The organism is Streptomyces sp. NPDC002076 (assembly GCF_053593835.1).
In genome coordinates, this window is the sequence record NZ_JBSFDI010000002.1 from 220,907 (window position 1) to 234,399 (window position 13,493).

A 13,493-nucleotide genomic window follows, 5' to 3' on the forward strand; every position below is an offset into this window, starting at 1 on the left:
CGGGCTCCATCGGTTCCCCTCGGACGGACGCAAGTGACGGCCCACCATAAGCCCGCGGCCGCCGGGCAGCACAGCGTCCGCGGCCGTACAGGGCGCACGGAAGGTCGAACAACTCCCGTCGGCAGGTGCACGCATGCCGACGCGGACCCACTCGGCGCCCTGCTCGGTGGCGCCGGTCGCCACGAGCTGATGGTCGACCCGGTCGATGACACCTACCGCCGGCTGATGAACCGGCAACTGACCCTGCAGGAGTCCCGCCGCCGTCTGGCCCGCGTGCTCTGTCACGGCGGCCGGGGCCAGATCCGCCAGGCGTACCGGGAGGGCCAGGAGGACCAGCTCGCCGCCCTCGGTCTGGTCCTCAACGCCCTCGTCCTGCCCCTGTCTGTTCAACATGGAGGCCGGCGGACCCGGTCAGAGCCTGCGCCCCTTCCGGGGCCCGGAGGCTGTCGAGGACGACGAGGATCGACGGCGGCGCACCCGGCCCGCTGGGCCAGTCGTCGCATCCCGTGGAGGCCAGGCGCCCGACGCTCCGGGGCCGAGGTGAGGAACGCCGAGCTGGGCTCAGCACTGGCTCGACGGCCTCGCGGAGCCCCTAACTGGCACCCTCCTGAACGGGATCCGAGGATTCCGGTTCTGGGCTATCGGCCGGGGCGGCGGCATGCAGCGCCGCCTCAACCCGGCGGTTGCTGGTCATGGTCGCGGTGACGGCGGTCATGGCCAGGAGGAGGCCGGCTGCGGTGTAGAGCGGGGTGCGTACGTCGTAGGCGGTGGCCAGCCAGCCGCCGAGGAAGGCGCCGAACGGGGCTGCGCACATGGCGAGCATGCGGGAGGTGGAGGCGACCCGCCCCATCAGGTGGGCGGGGACGATCGCCTGTCGGAGGGAGGGACCGAGCACCATCGTGGCCCCCATGCCCGCTCCGCAGACGGCGAGCGCGAGGCCGGCGACGTACGGGTTCGGGGCGGCGGCAAGGCCCAGGATGGCGAGTCCCTCGACTGCGGCCGTGCACGTCAGCGCAGCGCCGGTGCCGAGTCGTCGGCCCAGGAAGGAGGCGATGCCCGCGCCGAGCAGACCGCCGGTGGCCTCCGCCGTGAGGAGCAGGCCGAAGCCGAAGGTGTCGATGCCGAGACGATCGTGCGCGAAGAGGGCGAGCACGGTCTCCACGGCGAGGAAGGCGATGTTCCCGACCGCCGGACGCAGCGCGAGCCCGAGCAGCAACTGATCCCGGAACACGTACGAGGCGCCGGCCCGCGCCTGCCGCAGCAGCGACTCACGGGCCTGCGGTACGGGCCGGGGTGCGGCAGGCAGCGACCGTACGAGCAGTGCGGAGAGCGCGAACGACACCGCGTCGGCGAGCAGCGGAACCGCCCGACCGAGCGCGAGCAGGGCGCTGCCCGCAGGCGGCCCGGCGAAGCCGGACGCGGCGGTCTGGGTGCCGCGCAGGCGGGAGTTGGCGCGCTCCAGGAGCGCGGGGTTGCGGCCGAGCAGATCCGGCAGAAAGGCCGTGGCGGCCGTGTCGAAGAAGAGTCCGCCGAGGCCGAGGAGGAACGCGACGGCCGCGAGCAGTGGAATGCTCAGCACGTCGAGCGCGGCCGCGGCCGCCGGTATGGCGAGCAGCACCGCACGCGCCGCGTCTGTGACCCACATCGTGCGCCGGCGGTCCCAGCGGTCCACCAGCGCACCGCCGAGCACCCCGAAGAGCAGCCATGGCAGCGTCCCTGCGGCCGTGACGACGGCGAGCGCCATCGGATCCCGCGTCAATGTCAACGCGAGCAGCGGCAGTGCGGCATGCGTCACCCCGTCACCGAGCGAGGACACCGTCTGCGCAGTCCACAGCCGCCCGAAGCCGGTCGGCAACTTCCGAACGTCTGAAGTCACTTGGCGTCCCCTTCGGTCTGCTCGCGCGATGCCGGGTGGAACAGTGCGAAGACGAGTGACGCGTCCGGCAGCGACGGATCGGACAGCTCCCGGTACTCGTCGGCCAGTGCCTCAAGCCGCGCCCCCAGCTCCGCGAACTGCTCGTCGGTGAGCCGCAGATGCGCCATCCGCACGTGCCGCTCGCCATCCACCGGCGCTGCCTCCAGGTCCGCCACCGCATGCCGCATCAGCACATCCGGCCCTCCCTCGCCTGGATCCGGCAGCACGATCTTCCGCGCGGCTATTGCGTAGTACCGCTCGGTGACCCCCCGGACCTTCCGCGTCCGGACCACCTTCACCAGGCCGGCCCGTTCGAGCAGTCGTACGTGGTAGCTGGAACTCCCCTTCGCAAGGCCCACCCGCTCGGCGATCTGCGTGATCGTCGCGGGCTCGAAGCGGAGCACGGCCATGATCCGGTGACGCGTGAGATTGGAAACGGCGCGTAGCTGTTCGTCAGTGGTGACGTGGAACGTCTCTGGAAGATCATCGCTAGGCATGCCTCCAATGGTCAACACTTATTGACCATTGCGCAAGGGGTTTTCCATGTCTTCGCCGCCCAGGGGGAGTTGATCCGCGAACGCATCGTCATCGGCACCAACGAGGACCTGGCCGCCGCCCGCGACCTGCTTCCTGATCCCGGCCGCACCGTCACCTGGATCGCCAAGCTCCTCGGCGTCTGTCCTGGCACCCTCTGCAACCACATCCCCGACTTGCGCGAACTGCGCGCCGGCGCCCTCCCCCGTCAACTCGAGGCTCGTATGAGGTAGGCGCACCCCAGCAAGATCGTTCTCACCGGGACATCCCTGCCCCCTTCGCCCGGTCCTCCCGGCGGCGCACCGGCGAGATCCCCGCCACGGTTCCGGGCCGGGACCCGAGGGACGCATGAGGCGTGACCCGCGGGGTAGGCGCCCGTTCCGGCCATGGGACGGTCATCGGCCCCACCGGAAGGAGAAGGCCATGAAGAAGCTGATACGGAAAGCGGGCGTGGCAGGAGCTGCCACCGCGACGGCCGCGGGCGTGCTCCTCGCCGGCGTCGGTCCCGCGGCGGCCGCTCCAGGGAGCACCGGGCACACCACTGCCGGCGCCACGGCCGTGCCCTCCCGGCACGCACAGCACCACCACCGCGGTCTGCAGTGCATCGATCCGTGGGTCGCCGGCCAGTTGGCGTGGTTCGACCCCGCCGCCCGGCACCGCCTGGCGGTGTTCGACCCGTGGATCAAGGACCAGCTGGCGCGCTATGCCGCTCCCAACTGTTAGCCCTTGCGCCACTCCCGCGAGCCGCTCCGCTCCGCGGCGCCACGGTCACTTCACGAACACCATGTCCGGGTACTTCCGAGACGGCCCCTCCAGCAGTCGGCCGCTGCCGCCGCGCAGCCAGTGATCGAAGTAGGCCGAGACATATGCCTCGTTGGTGCAAATCGCCGTGGCCGGTTCGATGGTGCCGATGTCGTCGGTCCGCTCGCACCGCCGCAGATGCTGTTGCGGCACGAGGGCCTGCGCGTCGGTGAACGAGCCATGGGCGGAGCCCTGCAGGGTGAGCTGACGGTGCCCCCCGGGGTGTGGGCGCGGAACGACTTCCATCCGGGGCCGGTGTCCGTGTCGCCGTCCTTGCCCAGGAGCAGGAACGGCCGGTAGAGGCCGTGCCGGGCGACGGGCATGAGCGATCCGTCGATGCAGGTCAGATTGCCGTCCATGTCGATGCCCGTGGTGATCCGGTGGTCGGCGCCCATGGCCGGCGCGGCGGCGGTACCGCCCATCGAATGGCCGAACATGCCCACCTCGGACAGATTCAGCGCGCCTGCCAGGCCCTGAGGCAGCGGATGTCCGTCCGCGTCGGGATTCCGGCCGCTGTTCAGCGCCCGGAGCTGATTCAGGACGAAGCTGGTGTCGGTTGCGCGGACGGCCAGTTGCCTTGCGCACGTATGCGTCGGCCGCGCCCTGGGCCGAGGGCGGCGGCTGCGAGGGGTGGGCGGGGGATGATTCGTCATGTATCAAGCCTGACGGCACGTCGGTTTCCCGCACATCCGGGGAAGTCCCCCATCTTCCCTCTCGGGGTATCCGTACGGGCTCCTCGCCTCACCTGCCGTCATCTGCCGGGCCGGGGGTCGGCGGGCTCGGCGCGCAGGCCTTGGACCAGGAGCTCCACCAGCCGGCGCGCGTCGTACCGGGGATCGCTCTCCGCGCCGATGCAGAGGTTCCCGACACCCCGCATGAGCTCGTAGGCCCGCAGGCCGGAGCGGATCTCGCCGGCGGCGGCCGCGGCTTCGAGCAACTCGGTGCAGACGGGGAGGAGCCGGTCGAGGAAGTAGGCGTGGAGCGTGTCGAAGCCGGCGGTGTCGGACTTCAGCACGGCGGCGAGTCCGTGTTTGGTGACCAGGAAATCGACGAAGAGGTCGATCCACCGCCCCAGCGCGGCGTGGGCGGTGGCACTCGTCTCCAGCAGACCGGGACCGGCCTCGGCCAGGCTCTCCACCTGGTGCCGGTAGACGGCGATGATGAGATCCGAGCGCGTCGGGAAGTGGCGGTAGATCGTTCCCACCCCGACGCCGGCCCGAGCCGCGATGTCGCGTACCGGTGCTTCCACACCCGAGGTGACGAAGACCGCCGCGGCCGCGTCGAGCAGCACCTCCTCGTTGCGCCGGGCATCGCTCCTCTTCGACCGGGCCGCGCGCCCCGCCCCCTCGCCGCTGTCGCTCACAGCGCCGCTCCTTCCACAGCCGTGCTTGCTAAACGGAACGGTGTTCCGTATCGTCTTTTCCGGAACGACGTTCCACTTCGCTCATGGTGGCAGAGTGCCGGGCCGACCGCCAAGCCAAGCCGGGCCGGCCAGGGCAGGCCATGCCGTCGCCGCGACGCTCCACCTCCCGCGGTCCGATTCCGCGGCACACCCCTATTCGTCCTCTGTTTCTACGACGCTTCCCCCCGCAGTGAGGAGACAGGTCATGCAGTACCGCACCCTGGGCCGCACCGGTGTGCAGGTCAGCTCTCTCGCGCTCGGCGCGATGAACTTCGGCAGGATCGGCCGCACCACCCAGGACGAGGCCACCGCCCTCGTCGACGCCGCTCTCGACGGCGGGATCAACCTCATCGACACCGCCGACATGTACGGTGACGGTGAGTCGGAGGAGATGGTCGGCAAGGCCATCGCGGGCCGCCGTGACGACATCGTGCTGGCGACGAAGGCCGCCATGCCGATGGGTGACGAGCGCAACCACCGGGGCGGTTCGCGCCGCTGGCTGGTCACCGCGCTCCACGACAGCCTGCGCCGCCTCGGCGTGGACCACGTCGACCTCTACCAGATCCACCGGTGGGACCCGAACACCAGCGACGAGGAGACGCTGTCGGCGTTGACCGACCTGCAACGCGCGGGAAAGATCCGCTACTTCGGCTCCTCGACCTTCCCGGCGTATCGCATCGTCCAGGCGCAGTGGACCGCCCGGGAACACCATCTGGGCCGTTACGTCACCGAGCAGCCCAGCTACTCCGTCCTGCAGCGCGGGATCGAGAGCCATGTGCTGCCGGTGACCGAGGAGTACGGGCTCGGCGTGCTGGTGTGGAGCCCGCTGGCCTCTGGCTGGCTGTCGGGTGCCATCCGCGCGGGCCGGGACATCGCGACCAACCGCTCCGCGTTCATGCCGCAACGCTTCGACATGGGCGTCCCCGCCAACAGGGCCAGGCTCGAAGCCGTCGAGCATCTGGCCCGGGTCGCCGACGAGGCCGGCCTCACGCTGATCCAGCTAGCGCTCGGTTTCGTCACCGCGCATCCCGCGGTGACCAGCGCGCTCGTCGGTCCCCGCACGCGGGACCATCTGCAGGCCCAACTCGCCGCCGCCGACACCGTGTTGTCCGCCGATGTACTCGACGCCATCGACGCCGTCGTGGCCCCCGGCGTCGACCTGGCCCCCGAGGAGAAGCACGACACCCCGCCCGCGCTGCTCGACCCGGCCCTGCGACGCCGGTGAGCGCCGTATCCACCACGGCCGTGTCCCGGACCGCCAAGTTCCCTGTGCCGAAAGGACCACCAGCTCATGCCGCACCCATCCCGGCCTCGTTTCGGGATCATGACCGCCCCCTCGCAGGTCGACTACGACGATGTGCTGCGGGTCTGGCGTGAGGCGGACACGATCCCGGAGATCGAGCACGCCTGGCTGTTCGATCACCTCATGCCGATCTTCGGCGACCCGGACGGTCCGGTCTTCGAGGGCTGGACACTGCTCTCGGCCCTCGCCGCCCACACCCGGCGCCTGCGCGTCGGCGTGCTCGTGACCAGCAACCGGTTCCGGCCGCCCGCGATGCTGGCCAAGATCGCGACGACCGTAGACATCGTCTCGGGCGGACGGCTCGACTTCGGCATCGGCGTCGGCTCACGTCCTGGCCATCCCCTGGCCAGGCGTGAGTACGCGGCACACGGCCTGCCCTTCCACGAGTCCGCGCACGCCGTGGCGAGCCTGGCCGAAGCCTGCACGGTGATCCGGCGGCTGTGGACGGAGGCCGAGCCCTTCGACTTCCACGGCGTCCACCACCGCCTCACCGGAGCGTTCGGCAACCCCAAACCCGTCCAGCGCCCCCACCCGCCGATCCTCGTCGGCGGCCGCTCCTCCGCGACCCTGCGGGTGGTCGCCGAACACGCCGGCCTGTGGAACATCCCCGGCGGCGGTGACATCGACGACCTCGCCGGCCGCAGTGCGCTGCTGGACCGCTATTGCACGGAGATCGGCCGCGACCCCGCTTCGGTCACGCGCTCGATCCACCTGCCCGTGTCCTACGACCGGCCCGGCAGCACCCGGGACGCGATCGGGGCAGCGATCGACGCCGGGTTCCGGCACATCGTGCTCGGACTGCCGTCGCCGTACCCCGCCGGGGTCGCCCGGTGGATCACCGAGGAGCTCATCAGCCCGTCGGCCTGAGCCGGCCCGCCGGCGCTTCCCGGCTGGGGCACGGCGTATGATCACCGGCCGGGCGGGGTCGTGTCACAGAGGTAGTGCGCCGCGACAGCATCTCGGAGGACGTCGGTTCGAATCCGACCGCCCCGCCCCGGCGACTCACGCCCTCCGAGGTGCGTGCAGCAGGTACTCCTCTCGGTGCAGTGGGTTGTGGTCGGTGCGCTTGCGGGTGCGCGGGGCCGCGGCCGGGCGGTGGTGGTCGAAGGCCGTGTGATAGTTTCGAATTCAACATCTTTAGGGTGGTCGGCCACCGCAGCCCGAGGAGTCCAGGTTGAGCAGTCCCGTCACGGCCGGTGCCACGCGGCGGATATTCATCGACAAGCAGAGTCCCAAGGCGTATCACGCGCTGGTGCAGACGTCCGAGGCGGTCCGGGCGACCGCCGCCGAGGCCGGCCTGGACCGCACCCTGGTGGAGCTGGTCAACCTCCGCGTGTCGCAGATCAACGGCTGCGCCTACTGCCTGCACGTGCACACCCGCGCCGCGCTGCGGGCCGGCGACACCCCGGACCGCCTGGGCGTGCTCGCCGCCTGGCGCGAGACCGAGCTGTTCACGCCCGCGGAGCGGGCCGCCCTGGCGCTGGCCGAGGCGACCACGGCCGCCGCGGACACCGCTGCCCAGGACGCCGCCTACGCGGCGGCCCGGGACGTGCTCACGGACGATCAGCTGGCGGCGGTGATCTGGGTGGCCGTCACCATCAACGCCTTCAACCGGGTCTCGATCATGAGCCGGCATCCGGTACGGCCGGAGCGGTGACGGCACGCGACCGCGTTCAGGGCGCGGACCGCGGGTTCTGATCGATCGTCTCCAGCAGCCGGGCCACCAGGGGATTGCGGTCGTTCCTGCGCCATGCCACGGCGACCCGCGTACGAGCCGTGCCGGGAACGATCCGGCGGAAGGCCACGTCCTTGAGCCGGATGCGCCGGATGCTCGCCGGCGCCACGGACACTCCCAGCCCCGTCTCCACCAGGGCACACACCGACTGCCACTCCACCGCGTGCTGCGAGATCCGGGGCGTGAACCCCGCCTCCTCGCACAGGCCGGTGATCCGGTCGTACAACTGCGGACCGACGTCGCGTGGCAGCAGGACGAACGGCTCGTCCGCCAACTGCGCCAGCGATACCGTCCGTCGGGCGGCCAGCGGGTGGGCGGCCGGCAGCACGGCCACGAACGGCTCGCTGAGCACGGTCCGGAAACCCAGCTCGGATTCGTCGGCCGGGGGTTCCCGCAGCAGGCCGATGTCGATGGTCCGGTCGCGCAGGGCGTCGAGTTGCGGCGCCGTGGTCATCTCGCGGATGTCGAGATGCGCGCCGGGGAACCGCTGCCGGAAGTCGCGCAGCAGCCCCGGCAGGACGGTCAGGGCCAGTGAGGCGGCGAAGCCGATCCGCAACCGCCCGGACCGGCCGCTGCCCACGGCCCGCGCCGCAGCCAGCCCGTCGGCGAGCCCGGCCAGGGCCTGCCGGGCGGCCGGCAGCAGCGCACGGCCGGCCGGGGTGAGCCGCACGCGCCCCGGTTCACGGTCCAAGAGCGCGTAGCCGACCCTCTCCTCCAGCCGGCGGATCTGCTGGCTCAACGGGGGCTGGGCGATGCCCAGACGGGCGGCGGCGCGACCGAAGTGCAGTTCCTCGGCGAGCACGACGAAGGCGTGCAGTTGCGGCAGCGGGAGTTCGGGACGGTCCATATCTCCAGAGATATCAGCCGATCCAGAAATCCGTATTAGACGTATCGGCGCTGGTCACCTAGCGTTCCGCGCATGACAGAGCGACGTGCGATCCTCGGCGGCTCGACCTTCGAGGAGCAGATCGGTTACGCCCGTGCCGTGGTGGACGGCGACTGGGTGCATGTGTCCGGGACGACCGGGTTCGACTACACCACCATGACGATCTCGGACGACGTCGTGGAGCAGGCCGAGCAGTGCCTGCGCAACATCGAGGCCGCGCTCACCGAGGCGAAGTGCACCTTCGCCGACGTGGTGCGGGTGCGCTATCTGCTGCCGGACCGTTCGGACTTCGAGCCCTGCTGGCCGGTGCTGCGCCGCTGCTTCGGCGCCGTCCGCCCGGCCGCCACCATGCTGGAGTGCGGCCTCGCCGACCCCCGCATGAAGATCGAGATCGAGGTGGACGCCCGCCGCCAGGCGGGTTGACCCCGCCCGTTGTCTCGCCCAGGCCCACGACACCTCAGCCCGTCGCCGGGCCCCGCCGTTCCCTGGGCTAGCCGCGCTGCAGGATCCGTGCCTCGCGCGGCAGCAGCCGGGGGCCGGCCACGACCAGGACTTCGCACCGGGCCCGGGCCGGGATGTGCCGGTGCACCGGCCTGCGGTGCAGCCGGGCCGTCGGACCCCGGCGCCTGGCCATGCCGACAACCAGCAGATCGTCCGGGGACGAGGCCGGCGAGCAGAGCACCGGCCCTGCGGGACCCCTGACGACGCGCCGTACGATCCGCAGGTCGGCCGGGGGACCGCCGACCGCCAGTTCGAAGGCCCGGTCCAGCCGCCGCCGCGCCTCGTCGGCCCACAGCCGGGCCCATGAGGGCTCGGGCCGGCGCAGGTAGAGGGCGTCGCCCTCCGGCGGCTCCCAGGCTCGCACGGCCACCAGCGTGCGGCCGGTTCTCCGTGCCTCCACGATGCCGCGGCGCAACGCGGCCAGTCCGGCGAGCGAGTCGCTCACCCCGACGACGACGTCTCCGGCAGCCATGCCGCCCGTGGTCCCATGTGGTGCCATGTGGTGCCATGCCGGCCACGCCAGGAAGGCCGACCCCACTCGGACAAAGTCCAATCGGCGGAAAGTGGCCTCGATTACGGGGCGGGGATCGGTGCTCGCAGACTGCCGGTTCAGCGCTCCGCTGCCCGTCGCCCGACGGCGCCCGACAGGCCCCGAGCGCCCTTCGCCGGCCGCAGGAACGCGTTCCACCCGCCCGCCGGCTTCTCGCCGACCTGGAGGCTGCGCAGCTTCGCCCGGATCTCGGGATCCTGGGCGTCGAGCCAGTCGGTGAACTGCCGGAACGAGACCAGACGCACGTCCTCCCGTCCGGCGATCTGCTTGAGCGCCTCCTCGGCCGCGTCCATGTAGATGCCGCCGTTCCACTGCTCGAAGTGGTTGCCGATGAACAGCGGCGCCCGGTTGGTCTCGTACGCCCGCTGGAACCCGGCCAGGTACGACTGTGTCGCCTGGGCCCGCCAGTAGGGGTAGTTGTAGGAAGGCGCCCGCGTCGAGTTCTTGGACTGGTTCGCCAGCATGTTGTAGTCCATCGACAGCACCTCGTAGGTGTGCCCCGGAAAGGGGATGCTCTGCAGCGGCAGATCCCAGATGCCGCCCCGCTTCCTCGGCCAGCGTTGCACCCCGCCCGGTGAGGAGGCGTCGTAGCGCCAGCCGAGTTCCCGTGCGGCCGGCAGTAAGTTGTCCTGCCCGAGCAGACACGGGGTGCGGCTGCCCACGAGTTCCTTGTCGTAGTCGAAGGGGAGCGACGGTTCGTCGTGCCAACCGGTGTGTGTACGCCATGACTTGACGAACGACCGCGCCTGCTCGATCTCCGCTCGCCACTGTGCGGTCGTCCAGTTGGCCACCGATCCGGGGCCGGTGCAGAAGTGCCCGTTGAAATGCGTGCCGATCTCATGGCCGTCCAGCCAGGCCTGGCGGACGTACTTCAGTGTCTGCTTGAGGTGTCCGTCGGTGAGATAGCCGATGTCAGAGGCGCCGACCGGGTTGTTCGGCGGGTCGTAGAGCCGCTTCTTGTGCTCCGGCAGGAGATAGAGGCCGGACAGGAAGAAGGTCATGTGCGCGCCGTGGGTGCGGGCGAGCTCGAGGAAACGCGGGAACAGGCCGGTACCCAACTCGCCGGCGCCGTCCCAGGAGAACACCACGAACTGCGGCGGCGTCTGTCCGGGTTCCAGGGCCATGGGCGACGCCGGCTGGTGCGGCTGGCGTCCGGTGTACGACGTCGAGCCGTCCCCGATCAGCCGGACCGCCCCCTGCTCCTCCGGACTCCCGGGGGAGCCGTTCTGTCCGTCCCGGCCACTGCATGCGGCGAACGACGCGGCGGCCACACCGATGCCGGCGCCGATACTGAGGCGTGCCACACTCCGGCGGCTGATTCCACCCATGGCCACCATCCCAACCCGCGCCCTGCCGCGACGCGTTGTGCGCACCCTGAGCCGAAACTCCCGTCACTTGGCACCATAAAGGACATAAATATACAAACTGGTTAATTGGGTGCGGTGTGGCGCGCAAAGTGATCGACAAGCATCGCTCGCGTCACACGTCCGGCCCTACCGCGCCTCAGGCCGGGGCGCCGCCCCCCGGGAGGCCTGGGGCCGGATGCCGTATTCGGAAAGCCAGGTGAGCAGTTCCGTACGGGTCGCCCGGCCGAGGCGACCGCCGGTGAACCGGGCGTCGTCCGTCACCTCGGCCACGCACGCGGCCGGGGGAGCGAAGGGCCCGGCCTCCTCGTCCGTCGTGAACTCGGCTTCCGCCGGCACGAGTCCGCGCAGCCGGCCGGTGAAGACGTCGATGCCGAGGGGAGGCGCGCTGAACCGGGTCTTGGCGAGTGCCCGGGCCGGCAGCGTGGCCAGTGCCTCGTACTCGGCCGGCGACAGACAGATGTTCGTGACAAACCCCTGTACTGTGCCGGGCCGGGTCGCCGGGACCTTTTGCGTGAGTTTCAACTCCGTGTCGCCGCAAGGCGATACGGCACGACGAAGCCTCAGGCGCGCGCCCGTCGGACAGCGGTCGGTGATCACTCGGACGGCCGTCACCGCCGCAGGCGCGGGCGGGGCGGCCGGCAGGCAGCGTCGCTCGCGCTCGACACGTGCATACCGGCCCGAGCGTACGGTGTCGCCGTCGACGCATCCCGCTTCCTCGCTCATCGCCCCAGCCCGGCCTCCGCCGCTCACCGGACGAGCTCGCAGGCGTCAGCGGAACGCCGCCACGTTGCGCGCAGCCCACGCGGAGAAGGGAGCCGCGGGGCGGCCGAGCAGGCGCGCCACATCCGTGCCGACCGCCTGCTCCTCCGGGGTGGGGGTGCCCAGGACGGCGAGCGTGCCCTCGGCGACGGCGGGCGGCATGAGCCGGAGCATCTGTGCGAGGGCCTCCTCACGGCTCTGCTCCACGAACGTCACCGGCTCGCCGAGCGCGGCGGCGATCGCCGCCGCACGCTGTCGTGGCGTGGTGGGCTCCGGGCCGGTCAGTGTGTACGTGACGCCGTCGTGCCCGTCCTCGCGAAGCACGGCCGCCGCCACCGCGGCGACGTCGTCCGGGTCGACGAACGGCAGTGCCACATCGGCGAACGGCGCCGCCGCGATGCGGTGCCGGCGGACCGGCTCGGCCCAGGCCAGCGCGTTGGAGTCCAGCCCGCCCGAGCGCAGCACCGTGAACGGCAGCCCCGACTCGGCGACCGCCGCCTCGAAGCGCGCCGCGTGCGCGTACCTGTGCGGCCGGGTGCCCACGCCCTGCGAGGACAGCAGCACCACCTTCCCCACGCCGGCCGCGGCGGCCCGGCGCAGGATGCCGACCGGATCCTCTCCGGCCACGAGCAGGAACAGTGCCTTGGCGCCCTCCAGGGCGGGGGCGAGGCTCTGCGGTTCCCCGAGGTCGGCGGCGACGGCCCGCACCCCTGGCGGCACGTCCTCCTCGCCGATGTGCCGGGAAACGGCGCTCACCGTCTCCCCGGCCTGGACCAACGCCGCGACCAGGGCCCGTCCGACATTCCCCGTGGCACCCGTGACGACCGTCATGGCAGGTTCTCCCAACTGAGTTAGTTGACTAACTAAAACGCGACCTTAGCCTGCGGCCCGGCTCGATGTCTATCCTTAGTCAGGTGACTGACTCAGATTCCGCCGCCGCGGCCCAGGCCGCGCGGCCCGGCCGATCCGGCCGGGGTGGCAAGCGTGAACGCCTGGTGAAGGCGGCCGTCCAGGTGTTCCACGAGCAGGGAGTGGAGAAGACCACCCTCGGCGACATCGCCCGTACGGCCGAGGTGCCGCTTGGCAATGTCTACTACTACTTCAAGACCAAGGACCAGCTCGTGGAAGCCGCGGTGGCCGCCCACTGTGAGCAACTGGACGTGCTCACAAGGCAATTGGATGCCCTCCCGGATCCGGCCGCCCGGCTGAAGGCCCTCGTCTCCGGCTGGGTCGACCAGCGCGAGACCGCGGCCCGCTTCGGCTGTCCCTTCGGCACCCTCGCCACGGAGCTCGACAAGCGCAACGACGGCTTGGACCGGGCCGCCGCGAAGGTCATGCGAGCCCTGCTCGACTGGGTGGAGTCCCAGTTCGCCCAGCTCGGCCGCGCCGATGCCGCTGCCCTCGCCGTCGAACTCGTCGCGGCCTACCAGGGCATGTCCGTCCTCACCAACACCCTGCGCGACCCGGGCCTGATGGCCGCCCAGGGCGAACGCCTCCAGTCGTGGATCGACGGGATCGCGAAGCGGTGAGGGAGCGGTAGGCAAGTGCGCGCCGCCGGGGGGCGTGCGCGTGGGTCGTACCGGCCCTCCCGGGCGCACCGCAGCGTGTGCCGCATCCGGCCAATCTCCGGCCGGTGAGGCGCCGGACCGCGCTGCGGAGGGCGTCCGCTCCCGTCGCTGAGGTGTCCGGCATCCGGAGTGCCGGTGCGGTGCCCCATCAGGGAAACAGGGCCCCGAGGGG

At 71.3% G+C, this 13,493-nt stretch carries 16 protein-coding genes, 1 tRNA gene and 1 pseudogene; 9 read left to right on the forward strand and 9 right to left on the reverse strand.

Going from position 1 to position 13,493, the window contains the following annotated elements:
* Positions 1 to 144 precede the first annotated feature (144 nt).
* A pseudogene (locus tag ACWCQS_RS05190) lies at positions 145 to 375 on the forward strand (Tn3 family transposase); the annotation flags it as partial.
* 217 nt (positions 376 to 592) lie between these two features.
* Here the strand turns inward: ACWCQS_RS05190 and ACWCQS_RS05195 are convergent.
* Together ACWCQS_RS05195 and ACWCQS_RS05200 are read right to left on the reverse strand one after the other, a co-directional pair.
* The gene (locus tag ACWCQS_RS05195; protein WP_451003187.1) at positions 593 to 1,876 is read right to left on the reverse strand and encodes an MFS transporter; all 1,284 of its coding nucleotides are present in this window, start codon (positions 1,874 to 1,876) and stop codon (positions 593 to 595) included.
* Complete coding sequence (locus ACWCQS_RS05200; RefSeq protein ID WP_451003188.1) at positions 1,873 to 2,412, reverse strand: ArsR/SmtB family transcription factor; 540 nt, start codon at positions 2,410 to 2,412, stop codon at positions 1,873 to 1,875. Before ACWCQS_RS05200 ends, ACWCQS_RS05195 begins: the two co-directional genes overlap by 4 nt.
* Before the next feature lie 21 nt (positions 2,413 to 2,433).
* Here ACWCQS_RS05200 and ACWCQS_RS05205 point away from each other — a divergent pair, with 21 nt between their 5' ends.
* Both ACWCQS_RS05205 and ACWCQS_RS05210 read left to right on the forward strand, forming a co-directional pair.
* The gene (locus ACWCQS_RS05205) at positions 2,434 to 2,682 is read left to right on the forward strand and encodes a hypothetical protein (RefSeq protein WP_451003189.1); all 249 of its coding nucleotides are present in this window, start codon (positions 2,434 to 2,436) and stop codon (positions 2,680 to 2,682) included.
* 190 nt (positions 2,683 to 2,872) lie between these two features.
* Positions 2,873 to 3,172, forward strand: a complete 300-nt coding sequence (locus ACWCQS_RS05210; RefSeq protein WP_451003190.1) for a hypothetical protein — start codon at positions 2,873 to 2,875, stop codon at positions 3,170 to 3,172.
* Between the two features lie 45 nt (positions 3,173 to 3,217).
* Here the strand turns inward: ACWCQS_RS05210 and ACWCQS_RS05215 are convergent, their stop codons facing one another.
* Positions 3,218 to 3,496 carry a hypothetical protein gene (locus tag ACWCQS_RS05215; RefSeq protein ID WP_451003191.1) on the reverse strand — a complete coding sequence of 93 codons (279 nt, stop codon included), beginning with the start codon at positions 3,494 to 3,496 and terminating at the stop codon, positions 3,218 to 3,220.
* Between the two features lie 505 nt (positions 3,497 to 4,001).
* The gene (locus tag ACWCQS_RS05220; protein WP_451003192.1) at positions 4,002 to 4,613 is read right to left on the reverse strand and encodes a TetR/AcrR family transcriptional regulator; all 612 of its coding nucleotides are present in this window, start codon (positions 4,611 to 4,613) and stop codon (positions 4,002 to 4,004) included.
* A 244-nt stretch (positions 4,614 to 4,857) separates the two neighbouring features.
* Here ACWCQS_RS05220 and ACWCQS_RS05225 point away from each other — a divergent pair, with 244 nt between their 5' ends.
* From ACWCQS_RS05225 to ACWCQS_RS05240, 4 genes are all read left to right on the forward strand, one after another.
* The gene (locus ACWCQS_RS05225) at positions 4,858 to 5,877 is read left to right on the forward strand and encodes an aldo/keto reductase (protein WP_451003193.1); all 1,020 of its coding nucleotides are present in this window, start codon (positions 4,858 to 4,860) and stop codon (positions 5,875 to 5,877) included.
* Positions 5,878 to 5,943: 66 nt separating this feature from the next.
* Positions 5,944 to 6,822, forward strand: coding sequence for an LLM class flavin-dependent oxidoreductase (locus tag ACWCQS_RS05230; protein WP_451003194.1), 879 nt, complete (start codon positions 5,944 to 5,946; stop codon positions 6,820 to 6,822).
* 52 nt (positions 6,823 to 6,874) lie between these two features.
* A tRNA-Leu gene (locus ACWCQS_RS05235) sits at positions 6,875 to 6,949 on the forward strand.
* A 180-nt stretch (positions 6,950 to 7,129) separates the two neighbouring features.
* Complete coding sequence (locus ACWCQS_RS05240) at positions 7,130 to 7,612, forward strand: carboxymuconolactone decarboxylase family protein (protein ID WP_451003195.1); 483 nt, start codon at positions 7,130 to 7,132, stop codon at positions 7,610 to 7,612.
* Positions 7,613 to 7,628: 16 nt separating this feature from the next.
* Here ACWCQS_RS05240 and ACWCQS_RS05245 read toward each other — a convergent pair whose 3' ends face one another.
* On the reverse strand, positions 7,629 to 8,537 hold the full coding sequence (locus ACWCQS_RS05245) for a LysR family transcriptional regulator (protein WP_451003196.1): 909 nt from the start codon (positions 8,535 to 8,537) through the stop codon (positions 7,629 to 7,631).
* 72 nt (positions 8,538 to 8,609) lie between these two features.
* Here ACWCQS_RS05245 and ACWCQS_RS05250 point away from each other — a divergent pair, with 72 nt between their 5' ends.
* A complete protein-coding gene (locus ACWCQS_RS05250; protein ID WP_451003197.1) occupies positions 8,610 to 8,999 on the forward strand; it encodes a RidA family protein in 390 nt (129 codons plus the stop codon).
* A 67-nt stretch (positions 9,000 to 9,066) separates the two neighbouring features.
* Here ACWCQS_RS05250 and ACWCQS_RS05255 read toward each other — a convergent pair whose 3' ends face one another.
* The 4 genes from ACWCQS_RS05255 to ACWCQS_RS05270 form a co-directional block, all read right to left on the reverse strand.
* The gene (locus ACWCQS_RS05255; RefSeq protein WP_451003198.1) at positions 9,067 to 9,549 is read right to left on the reverse strand and encodes a universal stress protein; all 483 of its coding nucleotides are present in this window, start codon (positions 9,547 to 9,549) and stop codon (positions 9,067 to 9,069) included.
* Between the two features lie 137 nt (positions 9,550 to 9,686).
* On the reverse strand, positions 9,687 to 10,955 hold the full coding sequence (locus ACWCQS_RS05260) for a hypothetical protein (RefSeq protein WP_451003199.1): 1,269 nt from the start codon (positions 10,953 to 10,955) through the stop codon (positions 9,687 to 9,689).
* A gap of 165 nt (positions 10,956 to 11,120) precedes the next feature.
* Entirely contained in the window at positions 11,121 to 11,516 is a 396-nt protein-coding gene (locus ACWCQS_RS05265; RefSeq protein ID WP_451003200.1) for a hypothetical protein, read from the reverse strand.
* Between the two features lie 246 nt (positions 11,517 to 11,762).
* Positions 11,763 to 12,584, reverse strand: coding sequence for an SDR family oxidoreductase (locus tag ACWCQS_RS05270; RefSeq protein WP_451003201.1), 822 nt, complete (start codon positions 12,582 to 12,584; stop codon positions 11,763 to 11,765).
* Between the two features lie 83 nt (positions 12,585 to 12,667).
* Here ACWCQS_RS05270 and ACWCQS_RS05275 point away from each other — a divergent pair, with 83 nt between their 5' ends.
* Entirely contained in the window at positions 12,668 to 13,282 is a 615-nt protein-coding gene (locus ACWCQS_RS05275; RefSeq protein ID WP_451003202.1) for a TetR/AcrR family transcriptional regulator, read from the forward strand.
* Positions 13,283 to 13,493 lie beyond the last annotated feature (211 nt).